The 16580-nt window shown below is 64.9% G+C and carries 13 protein-coding genes; 8 read left to right on the forward strand and 5 right to left on the reverse strand.

From position 1 onward, the window contains the following. Window positions 1-154 precede the first annotated feature (154 nt). Window positions 155-1192 (forward strand): pepsin/retropepsin-like aspartic protease family protein, encoded by a 1038-nt coding sequence (locus B2R83_RS04620; protein WP_292038548.1) that lies wholly within the window; start codon window positions 155-157, stop codon window positions 1190-1192. 467 nt (window positions 1193-1659) lie between these two features. Further along, the gene (locus B2R83_RS04625) at window positions 1660-2160 is read left to right on the forward strand and encodes a hypothetical protein (protein ID WP_292038551.1); all 501 of its coding nucleotides are present in this window, start codon (window positions 1660-1662) and stop codon (window positions 2158-2160) included. A gap of 4 nt (window positions 2161-2164) precedes the next feature. Here B2R83_RS04625 and B2R83_RS04630 read toward each other — a convergent pair whose 3' ends face one another. Continuing rightward, the gene (locus B2R83_RS04630; protein ID WP_292038553.1) at window positions 2165-3610 is read right to left on the reverse strand and encodes a DHA2 family efflux MFS transporter permease subunit; all 1446 of its coding nucleotides are present in this window, start codon (window positions 3608-3610) and stop codon (window positions 2165-2167) included. An 88-nt stretch (window positions 3611-3698) separates the two neighbouring features. After that, window positions 3699-4259 carry an acyloxyacyl hydrolase gene (locus B2R83_RS04635; RefSeq protein WP_292038557.1) on the reverse strand — a complete coding sequence of 187 codons (561 nt, stop codon included), beginning with the start codon at window positions 4257-4259 and terminating at the stop codon, window positions 3699-3701. A 142-nt stretch (window positions 4260-4401) separates the two neighbouring features. On the opposite strand from B2R83_RS04635, the gene B2R83_RS04640 reads away from it, so the two are divergent. Further along, the gene (locus B2R83_RS04640; protein ID WP_209587023.1) at window positions 4402-5103 is read left to right on the forward strand and encodes a suppressor of fused domain protein; all 702 of its coding nucleotides are present in this window, start codon (window positions 4402-4404) and stop codon (window positions 5101-5103) included. After that, window positions 5103-5996 carry an NAD(P)-dependent oxidoreductase gene (locus B2R83_RS04645; protein WP_292038562.1) on the forward strand — a complete coding sequence of 298 codons (894 nt, stop codon included), beginning with the start codon at window positions 5103-5105 and terminating at the stop codon, window positions 5994-5996. Before B2R83_RS04640 ends, B2R83_RS04645 begins: the two co-directional genes overlap by 1 nt. A gap of 123 nt (window positions 5997-6119) precedes the next feature. Here the strand turns inward: B2R83_RS04645 and B2R83_RS04650 are convergent, their stop codons facing one another. Beyond that, on the reverse strand, window positions 6120-7313 hold the full coding sequence (locus tag B2R83_RS04650) for a M20 aminoacylase family protein (protein WP_292038564.1): 1194 nt from the start codon (window positions 7311-7313) through the stop codon (window positions 6120-6122). A 147-nt stretch (window positions 7314-7460) separates the two neighbouring features. On the opposite strand from B2R83_RS04650, the gene B2R83_RS04655 reads away from it, so the two are divergent. From B2R83_RS04655 to B2R83_RS04670, 4 genes are all read left to right on the forward strand, one after another. Then, window positions 7461-9566, forward strand: a complete 2106-nt coding sequence (locus B2R83_RS04655) for a molybdopterin-containing oxidoreductase family protein (RefSeq protein WP_292038566.1) — start codon at window positions 7461-7463, stop codon at window positions 9564-9566. Window positions 9567-9591: 25 nt separating this feature from the next. Next, window positions 9592-10680 (forward strand): aminopeptidase, encoded by a 1089-nt coding sequence (locus B2R83_RS04660; RefSeq protein ID WP_209587027.1) that lies wholly within the window; start codon window positions 9592-9594, stop codon window positions 10678-10680. A gap of 153 nt (window positions 10681-10833) precedes the next feature. After that, window positions 10834-12519 carry a long-chain-fatty-acid--CoA ligase gene (locus tag B2R83_RS04665; RefSeq protein ID WP_292038569.1) on the forward strand — a complete coding sequence of 562 codons (1686 nt, stop codon included), beginning with the start codon at window positions 10834-10836 and terminating at the stop codon, window positions 12517-12519. 118 nt (window positions 12520-12637) lie between these two features. After that, window positions 12638-14320 carry a long-chain-fatty-acid--CoA ligase gene (locus tag B2R83_RS04670; RefSeq protein WP_292038570.1) on the forward strand — a complete coding sequence of 561 codons (1683 nt, stop codon included), beginning with the start codon at window positions 12638-12640 and terminating at the stop codon, window positions 14318-14320. A gap of 196 nt (window positions 14321-14516) precedes the next feature. Here B2R83_RS04670 and B2R83_RS04675 read toward each other — a convergent pair whose 3' ends face one another. Together B2R83_RS04675 and B2R83_RS04680 are read right to left on the reverse strand one after the other, a co-directional pair. Next, the gene (locus B2R83_RS04675; RefSeq protein WP_292038572.1) at window positions 14517-16094 is read right to left on the reverse strand and encodes an alkaline phosphatase D family protein; all 1578 of its coding nucleotides are present in this window, start codon (window positions 16092-16094) and stop codon (window positions 14517-14519) included. 2 nt (window positions 16095-16096) lie between these two features. Beyond that, window positions 16097-16534 (reverse strand): acyl-CoA thioesterase, encoded by a 438-nt coding sequence (locus B2R83_RS04680; RefSeq protein ID WP_209587055.1) that lies wholly within the window; start codon window positions 16532-16534, stop codon window positions 16097-16099. Window positions 16535-16580 lie beyond the last annotated feature (46 nt).

Here is a 16580-nt window from a genome sequence, read left to right on the forward strand (position 1 = left end):
GGTGGGGTTTTTTGCTTTGTAGGGCTAAAGCCCGCTGTTCGGATCCGCACTGCGGATCCTCACTCTCTGCGGGCTTTTTTGCTTTGTACGTATGACATCCGGGTAATTTTCTAAAAGCCCAGTTTCAGTTCATCCGGATCCATATACTGCTCTCATGCAGACCACTCAGGACTATATGATCCGCTTCACTCGTCAGGCTTCTCACGTCTCCATGTTCTGTAGCGCGATCTGCGCTTTCCTCTTCATCTCACCCATGGCATTTGCCGAGTCCTTGCCGGTGGGATGCGATATGCGCGAACAGGCATCTATCTCGCTTACCTATACCGAGGATTTGCGCCCTGTCGGCGAAGCGACGATCAACGGCATCACAGTTCCCGCCATGCTGAGTACGGGCGCCGCGGAGTCCCTCGTGTTCAACAAAAAAATCTTGGATCGTCTCGGCATTGAAGTACGTCACGCGACCAGCAAGCTGGCCCGCGAAGACGCCCGCAATCCGAAGGGCGTCGATCTCCTGGTGGACTTCTCGCATGCCAATATCAAGGACTTGTCGATCGGCCAGGTCAAGAAGAAGGGTGGCACCTACATGGTCGAGAATTTTATGGACGACACCTTCGGGTTGCGTGTCGGCGCCGGCACGCTCCTGCAGAACGACCTCGAGATTGCCCTGGATGCTGGTTACCTGAAGTCCTTCGACCCCAATGGCTGCATCGGTGCACATCTGGCCTACTGGGATCCGCAGGCGGTCTCGGTGCTTGCCATGGGCGACCCGTGGAAGCGCGATGCGCGGGTCGTGTTCATCGCGACGATCAATGGCAAGCCCATCCATGCATTGTTGTCGACGGCGACTCCCTATTCGTATCTGCCCAAAGCCGTTGGCGAGCGGCTTGGATTGACGCCGGACTCGCCCGGTGCGGCGCGCGAAGCCCCCTTGCCCGGAGAGGGTCCTGACAAGCCGGTATGGAAAGTGCCGGTGCCGCTGATGTCGATCGGCGCACTGGAAGTAAAGAATCTCGAGCTGCGCCTGATGGACCTGGCTCACCAGGGCCAAATAATGGTGTTGGGCGCCGATTTCCTGCATCGTTACCGCATCTATATTGCCATGGAGCAGAAGCGGATCTATTTTTCGCCGATCACCACGCCACAGGTCCTGAAGCGCGGTTCCGTGCAAGTGATCCCCCAGCCCCTGGATTGAGTTCACGGCCAGGAGGTTCTGGTGGGAAAGCAAGTTAGCAAACGTAACTTCGATGTGCATCCATCCTGCCCACACCTACACTGAACTCAGGTTCACCGTTAGGGGGCTTAGATGACTACTCGAAGCAATAGTGTATTGAAACGATGCGCGGCCGGACTGCTGCTGGCTGCCGGACTCGGTGGCTGTGCAGTATACGGGCCGCCGTATGCTGGCTACGATCCATATTATGGCGGAGGCTACTCCAGCTACGTCGGACCGCCGGTCGAATTGAACCTGGGTCTTGGCTATTACGATGCGCCGCGCCGTGGTTACCATCGCGGTCACGGCTGGCGTGAAGACCGCGGACATGACCGCGGCCGCGGTCGCGGCCACTGGCGCCGCTGATCACCTGCAAAGCCCGCCTCCTGCGGGCTTTTTGCTGTACGTAAACGTTATACTGCAGGCATCGCTTTTACGAGAACCCGTCCATGCGCCGCCTGCTCCCTGCCATCCTCGCCTGCCTGCCGCTGATTGCTTCCGCCTCGGCGAGGCCCGAAGCCGTGGTCGCGGCGCTGTGGCAAGCGTCGAGTCACGCCCCGAGCGTGGCGGCGGACGCCGACCGGCTGCAGCAGCTGTTCCGCGACGATGCAATCGTCGCCGGCGGCGTCTATCGCGACGGCCAGCCACGCTTCCAATCGATGAAGGCCGCGGATTTCATCGCCGATCAGCGCCCGGTGCGGCCGCACGGATTCCACGAGTGCGAAGTCGTCCGCGACGTGAAGGAATACGACCGCTTCGCCACCGTGTACAGCATCGTTGAAACCCGGCGCGACCCCACCTCCGTCAAGGCCGATTACGTCGGCGTCAACAGCATCCAGCTCTACCGCGATGAGGGCGGCTGGAAGATCGTCTCGCTGTACTACCACGTCGAGAAGCCGGGCACGCCGGTGCCCTACCAGGCGCCATCGGGCGGCGCCTGCCTCTCCTGAATTCCTAGGTCCCCTGGCCGGCCTCGACCGGCTCCGCTTCCTTGGCCTTGGCCTGGCCGCGGCTGATGCTGTCGCCGTCGTTGCGGCGCAGGCGCCAGAACACGCTTGATGACAGCAGCGTCAGGACCGCCAGCGTCGCGAATCCATGGTGCAGGGCCTGGGCCACCTGTTCCCGGTTGTCCTGCGCCACCGGCCCCAGGAACCAGGCGGTCACGATCGAACCGGCGGCCAGGCCGAAGCTCATCGACAGCTGCTGGAAGGAGCTCGACATCGTGCTCGCCATGCTGGTGTCCTGCGGCTCGATGTCGGCATAGGCCAGCGTGTTCATGCTCGAGAACTGCAGCGAATTGAAGAAGCCCTGCGCCAGGCTGATGGCGACGATGACGTAGAAGGGCGTGCCCGGGCCGACCAGGGTGAACATCGAGATCGTCAGGCCGATAAGCACCGTGTTCACGGTCAGCACCTGGCGGTAGCCGAAGCGCGCCAGCAGCCTGGGCGCGAACATCTTCATGCCCATCGCGGCCGCTGCGGACGGCATCATCAGCAGGCCGGATTGCCAGGCCGGCAGGCCCAGCCCGAGCTGGTACAGCAGCGGCAGCAGGAAGGGCAGGGCGCCCACGCCCAGCCGGGTGAGGAAGCCGCCCGCCACCGAGATGCGGAAAGTGCGCACCTTGAACAGGGTGAGGCGCAGCAGCGGATGCTTGATGCGCAGCGCATGCCAGGCATAGGTGCCCAGCAGGCCGAGAGACAGGGCCAGCAGCAGGGCGGCCGTGAGCGCATCGAGCGTGTGCTCGCCGAATACTTCGAGCAGCCAGGACAGGATCGCCGTGCCGCTGCTGAACAGGACCAGGCCGATGACGTCGAGCGGCCGTTTCTCGTGGCCGCGGTAGTCGGGCATGTGTTTCCAGACCAGGTAGAGCGCCGCCAGGCCCACCGGCACGTTGATGAAGAAGATCATGCGCCATGTGGTCCAGTGCACGATCAGCCCGCCGACCGTCGGCCCCAGCAGCGGTCCGATCAGGGCCGGGATGATCACGAAGTTCATCGCCGCCAGCAGTTCGCTCTTGGGGAAGGTGCGCACGATGGCCAGGCGGCCGACCGGCATCATCATCGCGCCGCCCAGGCCCTGCAGCAGGCGGGCTGCGGTCATCATCTGGGCGTTGACGGACAGGCCGCACAGGATCGAGGCGATGGTGAAGGTGGAGATGGCGGTGAAGAACACGCGCCGCGTGCCGAAGCGGTCCGCCATCCAGCCGCTGAGCGGGATGCCGACCGCCAGGCCGAGGATGTAGCTGGTGACCACCGACTTCAGGCTCAGCGGCGTCACCTGCAGGCTGGCCGCGATGCTCGGAATGGCGGTATTGACGACGGTGGCGTCGAGATGCTCCATGAACAGGGCAGTCGCGACGAGCCACGGCAGGTAGCGTTTGATGGTGCTGGAATCAGTCAATCGGACCTCGTGATACCGGCAGGCCGGGCGGCCCACCTTGGTCCGATTGTGTCATAAATCGCAACCGGACTCCGTCCGGCTGCTACGTTCAGAACTTGTAGGCGGCCTTGGCGATGATCCAGTTCGCGCCCGCGTTCGGGCTCTTGATGCTGGCGTTCGAGTAATGCTGGTACTTCAGGCCGAAGTCCCAATTGGCGGTGGTGTAGCCCACGCCGATGTGGTCGCCGAACTGGAAGGCGGTGGACAATTCCTTGTCCTCGTTCTTGTACAAGGTGGAGAACAGGTTCACGCCGATGCCGACCTCGCCATACAGGCCGAGCTTGCTGTCGCTCTGGTAGCGGAATACCGGAGTGAAGCCGACCACGGCGATGTTCTTGGTTCGCCCCGGCACGTTCTGGTAGGCGCGCAGGCGCCACAGGGCCAGGTTGGTTTCCCAGTAGCCCGACAGGTGATAGCCGTTGCGGGCGAACCAGCGCTGGTCCCAGTCGTTCTGGACGGCGACGCGCAGCATGCGCTGCTGGGGATTGGTGCCGAACTCGAGCGACGCCGAGTCGGCCCAGCCGCCGAGGGCCTGGGCGTGTGCGGCCTGGGCGCTGAACGCCAGCGCGAGGGTGGCGGCAATACCGGCAATGTTCTTCACAGTAGGCATGTTCTTCTTTCTTAACAGCGATGAAATATTGTGCAATACACTATTGTACTAGCGAGAACAAATCGGCGCTGTCCGCCACCTTGCGCTGTCGCGCGAGTATGATAGACCCCCCGCAGAACGCAACTCCTTTTTCTACTGTCGCATGACCGAACCGACCAGCACCCCCCTGTATCCGCTTGCCGCCCCGACCCAGCAGCAGCTCACGCCCACCGTCTTGCCGCATGACCCGGTGGCGGAGCACATCGCCGCTCACTTGGGCCGGATCGATACCGTCTTCCACGATACCATCGCCGACCCGGTGCAGGTCGACATCCACGTGGTGCCGGCCAACGAGCGCACGCCTTTCCTGCGCCTGGTGACCTCGGGCATGAGCAGCCGCCCGATGAGCGTGCCGGAAGGCGCGCCGCCGTTCGGCGAACTGATGATGGCGCTGCCGGCGGACTGGAAGCTGGATGAAGCGTCGGTGCGGGACGAGCGCTGGTACTGGCCGGTGGCCCTGCTGCGCCACCTGGCGCACTATCCGCACCAGCACGCGACCTGGCTCGGCCTCGGCCACACGGTGCCGAACGGCCATCCGGCCAAGCCCTATGCCAAGGGCGTCGAATTCACCGGCGCCATCCTGCTGCCGCCGGCCTCGGCGCCGGAGGCCTTCGCCGCGCTCGAGCGCGACGGCAAGGACATCTATTTCCACTGCGTGGTGCCGCTCTATGCGGCGGAAATGGACCTGGTCAAGCGCAAGGGATTCCCGGCGCTGCTGGACGGCTTCAACGACAAGGGCGTGACCGACCTGGTCGTCCCTGGCCGCACGAACACCGTCAAGAAAAAATTCCTCGGACTGTTCTGATGACGACCATCGCCTTCCTCGGAATCGGTCTGATGGGAAGGCCGATGGCGGCCCGTCTGGCCCAGGCTGGCTACCCGGTGCGCGCCTGGAACCGGACCCACGCCAAGGCCGAGGCGCTGCGCGGCAGCGGGGCAGAGCCCGTCGCAGACCTGTGCGCGGCGGTACGCGGGGCGCAAGTGGTCATCTCCATGCTCGAGGCCGGGCCGGTGGTGGGCGCCGTGCTCGACGCCGCCTTGCCCGCGCTCGCGCCGGGCACGCTGTGGATCGACATGAGTTCGACCCGGCATGACGAAGCGCTGGCCTTCCAGGCGCGCCTGGTGGCCCAGGGCTGCCGCTTCATGGATGCGCCGGTGTCGGGCGGCGTCGGCGGCGCCGAAGCGGGGCTGCTTGCCATCATGGCCGGCGGCGAGGCGGCGGATTTTGACCAGGTGGTAAAAATTCTCCAGGCGATGGGCAAGCCCCAGCGCGTCGGGCCGGTGGGCAGCGGCCAGGTGGCCAAGCTGTGCAACCAGCTGATCGTCGGCGCCACGCTGAACGTGGTGGCCGAGGCGCTGCTGCTGGCGCAGGCCGCAGGCGCCGATCCGGCCGCGGTGCGCGAGGCGATCCGCGGCGGATTCGCGGGCAGCCGGATCCTCGAGGTGCACGGGCAGCGCATGCTGGAGCGGAATTTCGTGCCGGGCGGGCAGGTCAAGAGCCAGCTGAAGGATTTGCGGAACGTGTTGGCGGCGGCGGAAGCGGCGGGCTTGACGCTGCCGGTGACGGAACTGGTGACACGGCAGTACGAGACGATCGAAGGGGCTTTGCCGACGGCGGATCATGCGGCGGCCTTGCTGGCGCTGGAGCAGATGAACCCGGGAATTCGTCTGGGGAACTCGAAAGACCAGCTCCCGTAGGGTGGGCAAGTTCCTTGCCCACGCGGTGATCGCCGACATTCGAACGGTCGCGGTCGTGCTGGCGTCTGCTGACCGCGTGGGCGGCATAGCCGCCCACCCTACGAAAAGCGGTTCGCAGCCGTATCAGCCTTTCGGCAAGCTCATCTCCACCAGCCGCACCCAATAACTCGCCCCAATCGGCAGCAAATTGTCATTGAAGTCATAACTGGTGTTATGCAGCTGGCACGGCCCCAGCCCATGCCCGCCCGCGCGGTGCGCCCCGTCGCCATTGCCGAGGAACACATAGCACCCCGGCTTTTCCTGCAGCATGAAGGCAAAGTCTTCCGCCCCCATGGTCGGTTCGACCTGCGTATCCACGCGATCCGCCTCCGCCACCGCCCGCATCGCCTCGACCGCGAAGGCCGTCTGTTCCGGATGGTTGATCAGCGGCGGGTAGTTACGCTTGAAATTGAAGTCGACCGAGGCATTGAAGGCCGCGGCGACGCCGGTCGCGATCTCTTCCATACGGCGCTGGATCAAATCCAGTACCTCATACGAGAAGGTGCGCACGGTGCCCACCAGTTCCGCTTCGTCGGGAATCACGTTGGTGGCGCTGCCGGCATGGATCTGGGTGATCGACAGCACCGCCGATTCCAGCGGATTCTTTTCGCGCGACACGATGGTCTGCCAGGCCTGGGCGATCTGCACCGCCACCATCACCGGGTCGATGCCGCGGTGCGGCTGCGCCGCATGGGCGCCCTTGCCGCGCACGCTCACGCGGAATTCGTTACTGGAGGCCATCATCGGCCCGGCGACCACGCCGAAGTGCCCCTCCGGGATGCCCGGCCAGTTGTGCATGCCGTACACCGCGTCCATCGGGAACTGCTCGAACAGGCCATCAATCATCATGCGGCGCGCGCCGCCGCCGCCTTCCTCGGCCGGCTGGAAGATCAGGTAGACGGTGCCGTCGAAGTTGCGGTGCTGCGCCAAGTGCTGGGCGGCGCCGAGCAGCATGGCGGTGTGGCCATCGTGGCCACAGGCGTGCATCTTGCCTGGATGGCGCGAGGCGTGGGCGAAGCCATTGATCTCTTGCATGGGCAGCGCATCCATGTCGGCGCGCAGGCCGATCGCGCGATTCGACGTGCCGTTCTTCACGATGCCGACCACGCCGGTCACGCCCAGGCCGCGCACGATCGGGATGCCCCATTCCGTCAGCTTCGCCGCCACCACGTCGGCGGTGCGCTGCTCTTCGTAGCATAGCTCCGGATGCGCGTGCAGGTCGCGCCGGATTTCCTGAAGTTCCGGCAGATAGGCCAGGATTGGTTCAACGAGTTTCATCTGTCCCTCCTTTTTTGTCATGCTTGCATTGCATGCCTTGAACCATTGTAGCCTGCCTCAAACACCCAGTGAAAGAGGAGGGGACGGACCTCCCCAAGATCGTATAAAGTATTGGTTTCACGAAGTATTTTCCGCCGATCCCACCCCATGCCAGTTACACAAGTCCGCGCCGCCTGCCCCCACGATTGCCCCGATACCTGCGCCATCCTCGTTACCGTCGATGATGGCGTGGCGCTTGAGGTAAAGGGCGATCCGGAGCATCCGACCACGGCGGGCGTGCTGTGCACCAAGGTGTCGCGCTACGTGGAGCGCACCTACCACCCGGACCGCGTGCTGTACCCGATGCGCCGCGTCGGCCGCAAGGGCGAAGGCAAATTCGAGCGCATCACCTGGGAAGCGGCGATCGACGAGATCGCCGAACGCCTCGGCACGATCGCCGCCCGCGATCCGCAAGCCATTCTCCCCTACAGCTATGCCGGCACCATGGGACTGGTGCAGGGCGATTCGATGTCTTTACGATTCTTCAACAAGCTCGGGGCCTCGCAGCTGGACCGCACCATCTGCGCCACCGCCGGCGCCACCGGCTACAAGTACACCATCGGCGGCTCGATCGGCACCGACATCGAGCACTTCCAGGATGCCAAGCTGATCCTGATCTGGGGCGGCAACCCGATCGCGTCCAACCTGCACCTGTGGATGCGCGTCCAGGAAGCCAAGCGCCGCGGCGCGAAGCTGATCGCGATCGATCCCTACCGCTCGCTGACGGCCGAGAAGTGCCACCAGCACATTTCTCTGCTGCCCGGTACGGACGCCGCGCTGGCGCTGGGCATGATGCACGTGCTCATCACCGAAGACCTGGTCGACCACGACTACGTGGCGAAGTACACGCTGGGCTACGAAGAACTGAAACAGCGCGCGCTGGAATGGACGCCCGAGCGCACTGCCGAGACCTGCGGCATCACGGCCATTGAGGTGATCGAACTGGCACGCCTGTACGGCCAGACCGCGCGAAGCGGCGAGGGCGCGGCGATCCGCATGAACTACGGCCTGCAGCGCGTGCGCGGCGGCGGCATGGCGGTGCGCAATATCGCCTGCCTGCCGGCCCTGGTCGGCGCCTGGCGCCACAAGGCGGGTGGGGTGCAGCTGTCGACCTCGGGGTCCTTCCCGGCCAACCGCTCCTTCCTGCAGCGCCCGGACCTCTTGGCGGGCCGCATGGCGCGCACCATCAACATGACCACCATCGGCGACGACCTGCTCAAGGAGGCCTCGCCCGAGTTCGGCCCGAAGATCGAGGCCGTCATCGTCTATAACGCCAACCCGCTGGCGATCGCCCCGGATTCGGCGAAAGTGCAGCAGGGCTTCGAGCGCGAAGACCTGTTCACCGTGGTGCTGGAACACTTCCAGACCGACAGCGCCGACTACGCCGACATCCTGCTGCCGGCCACCACCCAGCTCGAGCACGTCGATGCGCACCTGGCCTACGGCCACCTGTACATGATGGCGAACAACGCGGCGATTGCGCCGATCGGCGAAGCGAAACCGAACACCGAGTTCTTCCGCCTGCTGGCCGCGCGCATGGGCTTCGACGACCCCTGCTTCCAGGAGTCCGACGACGAGCTGGCCGCCCAGGCCTTCGACAAGCGCCACGAGCGCGCGGTGCATTTCGACTGGGACGCGCTCAAGCGCAAGGGCTGGCAGAAACTCACCATGCCCGAGGCGCCCTTCGCCGAAGGCGGCTTCCCGACCCCGTCGGGCAAGTGCGAATTTTATTCGAGCAGCATGGCGCGCGACGGGCTCGACCCGGTCCCGGCCTATATTCCGCCGTATGAATCGGCCGCTTCCAATCCGGAACTGGCCCGGAAGTATCCGCTGGCGATGATCTCGCCTCCGGCAAGGAACTTCCTCAACTCGACCTTTGTCAATGTACAGAGCCTACGCGCAACTGAGGGCGAGCCGCACCTCGACATCCACCCGAACGACGCCGCACGACGCGGCATCCTGCATGGTGACATGGCGCGTATCTTCAACGACCGCGGCTCGTTCGTTGCCCGTGCACGCGTCACCGACAAGGCGCGCGAAGGACTGGTGGTGGGCTTGTCGATCTGGTGGAAGAAACTCGCCAGCGACGGCAAGAACGCCAATGAAGTCACCAGCCAGCGATTGACCGACATGGGCAGGGCGCCCACTTTCTACGACACCCTGGTGCAGGTCGAAAAGGCCGCGCCCTCAATGCGAGATGAAATCCACCACTAGATTTTCCCGGGCCTTCCGGCCATTCATGGCCGCTACCGCCGCGGCCCTGATGTTGTCAAGCTGCTCATCCCTCTCCTACTACACCCAGGCCGCACAAGGCCAGCTCGAACTGCTGACGGATTCCCGTCCAATCGATGCCTGGCTGGCCGATCCCTCCACCAATACCAAGCTGCGCCACCGCCTGGAGGCGGCACGCCAGATCCGCCGCTACGCGATCCAGGAAATGAAGCTGCCCGACAACGGCAGCTACACCAACTTCACCAACATCAAGCGTCCCTACGTGCTGTGGAACGTGGTCGCCACGCCCGAGCTGTCGCTGAAACCGATGCAGTGGTGCTTTCCGGTGGCCGGCTGCGTGAACTACCGCGGCTACTACAGCAAGCAGGAAGCCCAGGCCTATGCGAAACAGCTGCGCAGCCAGGGCCACGACGTGGAAGTGGGCGGCGTCAGTGCCTACTCGACCCTGGGCTGGTTCAGCGACCCCCTGATCTCGACCTTCATCCACTACCCGGACGCCGAGCTGGCGCGCCTGATCTTCCACGAGCTGGCGCACCAGGTGGTGTACGTACCGGGCGATTCGAAGTTCAACGAGTCCTTTGCCAGCGCGGTGGAGCAGGCCGGCGTCGAAGGCTGGCTGGAACGCTTCGGCAACGAGGCCATGGTCGAGGCCTTCGAGCGCTACACGGCGCGCAAGAAGGATTTCATGGCGCTGCTGGTGCGCTACCGCGGCGAGCTGGAGAAGCTCTATGCCAGCGACATGAGCCGCGACGACAAGCGCGCCACCAAGGCGCGGCTGTTCATCGCGCTGAAGGACGACTACCAGGTGCTGAAGGCGAACTGGGGCGGTTACGCGGGCTACGACCGCTTCTTCGCCGAGCCGCTGTCGAACGCCCACCTGGCCTCGATCGCCACCTACAACGACTTCGTCCCGGCCTTCCGCGCGCTGCTGCGCAAGGAGCGCAGCTGGACCGCTTTCTACAAGTCGGTCAACCAGATCGCCAAGCTCGACAAGCTTGAGCGGCACCGCGTGCTGGCCAGGCTGGCGGCGCCGGCCCCGACCGCGCCGCTCGTGGTGCAGCGCACCATGGGCGAGGTCGCCAGTACGGGGAAATAAACGCATATAGAGGACCCGTTCCAATCGACTTAAAAGAACTTGCGCGCATTGGCGCTGCCCGATAGCATCACAAGCAGGCGATAGCAAAGGCGCAATCCTGGACTGCGCACGCTCGGACCACCACGATAACTATTCGAGACAAAAGGGCATCCGATGGACAAAATTTGGCTGAAGTCGTACCCCCCGAACGTACCAAGCGAGATCAACCCTGACCAGTACGCGTCGCTGGTGCACATGCTGGAGGAATCCTTCAGCAAGTACGCCGACCGCAACGCCTACGTGTGCATGGACAAGTTCCTGACCTACGGCGAGCTGGATGCCTATTCGAAGAAGCTGGCGGCCTGGCTGCAGAGCCGCGGCATGGAGCGCGGCGCGCGGGTGGCGATCATGATGCCGAACGTGCTGCAGTACCCGATCGCGATCGCGGCCGTGCTGCGCGCCGGCTACACCGTGGTCAACGTCAACCCGCTGTACACGCCGCGCGAGCTCGAGCACCAGATCAAGGACTCGGGCAGCGAAGCGATCATCGTGCTCGAGAACTTCGCGAACACGGTGCAGCAGGTGATCGGCAAGACCCCGCTCAAGCACGTGGTGGTGGCGAGCATGGGCGAGATGCTGGGCGGCGCCAAGGGCATGCTGGTCAACTTCGTGGTCCGTAACATCAAGAAGATGGTGCCGGAGTACTCGCTGCCGAACATGGTGCGCTTCAAGGAAGCCCTGTCGCAGGGCGCCAGGATGCCGTTCTCGAAGGTCGAGCTGAAGTCCTCGGACATCGCCTTCCTGCAGTACACCGGCGGCACCACCGGCGTGTCGAAAGGCGCGACGCTCACGCACCGCAACGTGATCGCCAACGTGCTGCAGACCGAAGCCTGGTCGGCGCCGGCGATGGGGCAGTCGAACGAGCAGACCGTGATCGTCTGCGCGCTGCCGCTGTACCACATCTTCGCGCTGACGGCCTGCGCGATGTGGGGCATGCGCACCGGCGCGCTGAACATCCTGATCGTCAACCCGCGCGACATCCCGGGCTTCATCAAGGAGCTGGGCAAGTACAAGATCAACATGCTGCCGGCCGTGAACACGCTGTACAACGCGCTGGTGAACCACCCGGACATCGGCACCGTGGACTTCTCGGGCCTGAAGGTGTCGAACGGCGGCGGCATGGCGGTGCAGAAGGCCGTCAACGACAAGTGGAAACAGATCACGGGCACCGCGATCATCGAAGGCTACGGCCTGTCCGAGACCGCGCCGGTGGCCACCTGCAACCGCGCCGACGTGAAGGAATTCACCGGCACCATCGGCCTGCCGATTCCGTCCACCGATATCGCGATCCTGGACGACGAGGGCAAGCAGATGGGCATCGGCCAGATCGGCGAGATCGCGATCCGCGGCCCGCAGGTGATGGCGGGCTACTGGAACCGCCCGGACGAAACCGCCAAGGTCATGACGCCGGACGGCTTCTTCAAGTCGGGCGACGTCGGCATCATGGATGCGGACGGCTACGTGAAGATCGTCGACCGCAAGAAGGACATGATCCTGGTCTCGGGCTTCAACGTCTACCCGAACGAGCTGGAAGGCGTGATCGCCGGCCACCCGGGCGTGCTGGAGTGCGCCGTGATCGGCGTGCCGGACGAGCATTCCGGCGAAGCGGTGAAGGTGTTCGTGGTGCGCAAGGACCCGAACCTGACCGCCGAGCAGCTGATGGACTACTGCAAGCAGCAGTTCACCGGCTACAAGAAACCGAAGTACATCGAGTTCCGCGACGAGCTGCCGAAGACCAACGTCGGCAAGATCCTGCGCCGCGCACTGCGGGACGAGAAGAAGCAGGCGGAAACCGCCTGACGGCAGCATGACGGCCGGCGCAGCATGCCGGCCCGCGGAAGCCGCCCCGAAGCTGCCATGCTCCGGGCGGCTTCGCGTTTTAATGGACATAGCATCAGATACAGAAGGTGAGGCACGGATGGACAAGTTTTGGCTCAAGTCGTACGAGGGCGGCGTACCTGCGGAGATCGACCCCACGCAGTACCGCTCCCTGACGCATCTGCTGGAGGAGGCGTTCCGCAAGTACGCCGACCGCAAGGCCTATGCGTGCATGGGCAAGACGCTCACCTTCGCCGAACTGGACCGCCTGTCGGGCCGCATGGCGGCCTGGCTGCAGGCCAGGGGCCTGAAGCCGGGCGCACGCGTGGCCATCATGCTGCCGAACGTGCTGCAATACCCGGTGGCGATGGCTGCCGTGCTGCGCGCCGGCTACGTGATCGTCAACGTCAATCCGCTCTACACCCCGCGCGAACTGCAGCACCAGCTCAAGGATTCCGGCGCCGAGGCCATCGTGGTGCTGGAGAACTTCGCGCACACGCTGGAACAGGTGATCGGTAACACCCAGGTCAAGCACGTGGTCGTGGCCAGCATGGGCGACCTGCTGGGCGGCCTGAAGGGCACGCTGGTCAACCTGGTGGTCCGCAAGGTCAAGAAGATGGTGCCGGCCTGGTCGCTGCCGGGTTCGATCGGCTTCAAGCGCATGCTGGCGGAAGCTTCGGGCGCAACCCTGCGTCCGGTCGCCATCGGCCACGACGACATCGCCTTCCTGCAGTACACCGGCGGCACCACCGGCGTCTCGAAAGGCGCGGTGCTACTGCACAAGCACGTGATCGCCAACGTGCTGCAGAACGAAGCCTGGTTCGCCCCGACCCTGAGCAAACTGAAGGCTGGCGAACAGCCGCAGTTCGTGTGCGCGCTGCCGCTGTACCACATCTATGCGCTGACCGTGTGCGCCCTGCTGGGCCTGCGCGTGGGCGGCATGAACCTCCTGATTCCGAACCCGCGCGACATCCCGGGCTTCATCAAGGAACTGGGTGACTACCGCATCAACATTTTCCCGGCCGTGAACACGCTGTACAACGGGCTGGTGAACAACCCGGAATTCGCCAAGCTCGACTTCTCGGGCCTGCTGGTGTGCCCGGGTGGCGGCATGGCGGTGCAAAAAGCCGTGGCGGACAAATGGCTGCAAATGACCGGCATCCCGATCGTGGAAGGCTATGGCCTGTCCGAGACTTCGCCGGTGGTCACCGCGAACCGCTGCGACATCACCGACTTCACCGGCACCATCGGCCTGCCGCTGCCCTCGACCGAGATCCGCATCCTGGACGAAGCCGGCAACGAAGTCCCCTTCGGCACCGCCGGCGAGATCGCGGTGCGCGGCCCGCAGGTGATGGCCGGCTACTGGCAGCGCGACGACGAGACCGCCAAGGTCATGACCGCGGACGGCTTCTTCAAGACCGGCGATGTCGGCATCATGGACGAGAAGGGCTATACCCGCATCGTCGATCGCAAGAAGGACATGATCCTGGTCTCGGGCTTCAACGTCTACCCGAACGAGATCGAAGGCGTGGTCGCGGCGATGCCGGGCGTGCTGGAAGTGGCCTGCGTGGGCGTGCCGGACAAGAACTCGGGCGAGGCCGTCAAGCTGTACATCGTGAAGAAGGATGCCGCGCTCACCAGCGAGCAGGTGATGGCCTTCTGCAAGGAGCAGTTCACGGGCTACAAGCGGCCGAAGTACGTGGAGTTCCGCGAGACGCTGCCGAAGACCAACGTGGGCAAGATCCTGCGGCGCGAGCTGCGCGACGAGAAGACCTCGGCCTAAGTCCTCTCGACAAGATCGTAGGGTGGGCGGCTCCACCCCTCGGTCAGGCATGCCGTTATTGTCGATGCCGCCCACGCGTTCAACTCCCGCACGAGCAGACGAGGCGGCTGTTCGAGTTCTGTTTGAACGCGTGGGCGGCGTCTGCGCTGCAGCTGATCATATCGCCGGGTGGAGCCGCCCACCCTACCTCCTGGTCCTAGCTTGTCTGCTCGACGCCCGCCACCCCGTCGGCCACGCGGAACGCAGCCAGTTCCGCGATGGCCGATTTTGCATCCCGCACGTCGTCCAGTCCCATGAAGTGCGTCACCGTCTGCTTCGGCGTGATCTCCAGCAGCATGTAGCCGCGCTTGTCGCTGCGCCCGTACAGCATGTGCGGGTTGTTCTCCATGTGCGCCAGCGTGCGCTCCTGCGAGCGTGAACTCGAGGTCACCGAGGTGCCCACGAACTCCGTCGCCACCACCGCGTTCTGCTTCGAGACCGGCTTCGAGAAATCCGGCCGCAGCGCGGTCGCATAGAAGGTGTGCACGTCGCCGCCCAGCACCAGCGGATTGTGCGCGCCCTGCCTGACGATCGTGTCCAGCAGGCGCCGCCGCGCCGCCGGGTAGCCGTCCCAGCCATCGGTCCAGAAGCGGCCGTCCTCCGGCTTCACGACCGGCACGCTGCTCGACTGCGCCATCAGGGTCTGCTGCGCCAGGATGTTCCATGTTGCGCGCGAGGTCGCCAGGCTTGATTCCAGCCACGCCTCCTGTTCCGCGCCCAGCATCGTGCGGCGCGGATCGCGCAGGGCCTCGCAGGCGCGCGCGAACACGGCGTTCGAGCCGCCCTGGGTGGCGGACTTGGTGCAGGCCTGCGGCGAACGGTACTGGCGGTCGTCGAGCACGTGGAAGCGTGCCAGCCGGCCCCAGTCGACGCGCTGGAACAGTTCCACTTTCGCAAAACCGTCGCGCCTGAGCGAAGGCAGGCGCAATGGCATGTGTTCATAAAAAGCCTGGTAGGCCGCGGCGCGGCGGGTCGCGAAGTCCTGGGCCAGGCGCTCGTCGCGCAGGGCGGCGTAGTCGTTGGCCACCTCGTGGTCGTCCCAGGTCACGATCCAGGGCGCCGCGGCATGCGCGGCTTGCAGGTCCGGGTCACTTTTGTACTGCGCATAGCGCTTGCGATAATCGGACAGCGTGAACGACTCGTCGCTGCGCACCGCACGCGTGGGATGGCGCAGCTGGTAGGGGCCCCACTCGTAGATGTAGTCGCCCAGGAAGGCGACCAGGTCGGGACTGCTCGCCGCGATGTGGCGGTGCGCGGCATAGCTGCCGAACTCCCAGTGCTGGCAGGACGCCACCGCCAGCTTGAGCTGGCCGGGCATCTCGTCCCTGCCTGGCGCCGTGCGGGTGCGGCCGACCGGGCTGACGGCGTCGCCCAGCATGAAGCGGTACCAGTACCAGCGGCCCGGCGCCAGGCCTTTCACGTCGACGTGCACGCTGTGGGCGAGCTCCGGCCCGGCGACCGCCGTGCCTTTCGCGGCGATGCTGCGGAAGGCCTCGTCGTGCGCGACTTCCCAGCGCACCGTCATCGCGACCGGCGGCGTGGATTCCGCCTTGAGCGGCTCGCTCAGGATGCGCGTCCACAGGATGACGGAATCGGGCAGCGGCGAGCCCGAGGCGACGCCCAGGCTGAACGGGTAGGGGCCTTTCGCGGACGAGGCGCAGGCGCCCAGGCTGGCGGCGGACAGCGCGGCCGAGAGCCGCGCGGCGTCGAGCAGGAACAGCCGGCGCCCAGACATCGTCAGTCGTGCGAGATCAGCGAGTCGAGTGGCGGCAGTTGGCGCGGCTTGCGGTCCGGGCCGGTGGCGACGTAGGTCAGCTGGGCCTCGGTGACTTTCACGACATCCGCCTGCAGGCGGTTGCGCTCGGCATAGACCTCGACGCACACGGTGATCGAGGTATTGCCGACCTTGACGATCTCGGCGTAGAAGGACAGCAGGTCGCCCACGAACACCGGCTGCTTGAACAGGAAGGAGTTCACGGCGATGGTGGCCACGCGTCCGTTCGCGCGGCGGGTGGCCGGCAGCGAGCCGGCGACATCGACCTGGGCCATGATCCAGCCGCCGAACACGTCCCCGTACACGTTGGCGTCGGACGGCGCGGGCATCACGCGCAGTTCGGGCATCTTGCCTTCGGGCAGGCGGGTTCGTGGGGCGGCGGCATTTTGTGGCGTGGTCATCTTGAATTCTCGGTAAAAGCTACAATCGTCCCGAATTGAACCATAA

Origin of the sequence: Massilia sp. UBA6681 (assembly GCF_002454935.1) — a bacterium.
GTDB lineage: Bacteria > Pseudomonadota > Gammaproteobacteria > Burkholderiales > Burkholderiaceae_D > Telluria > Telluria varians.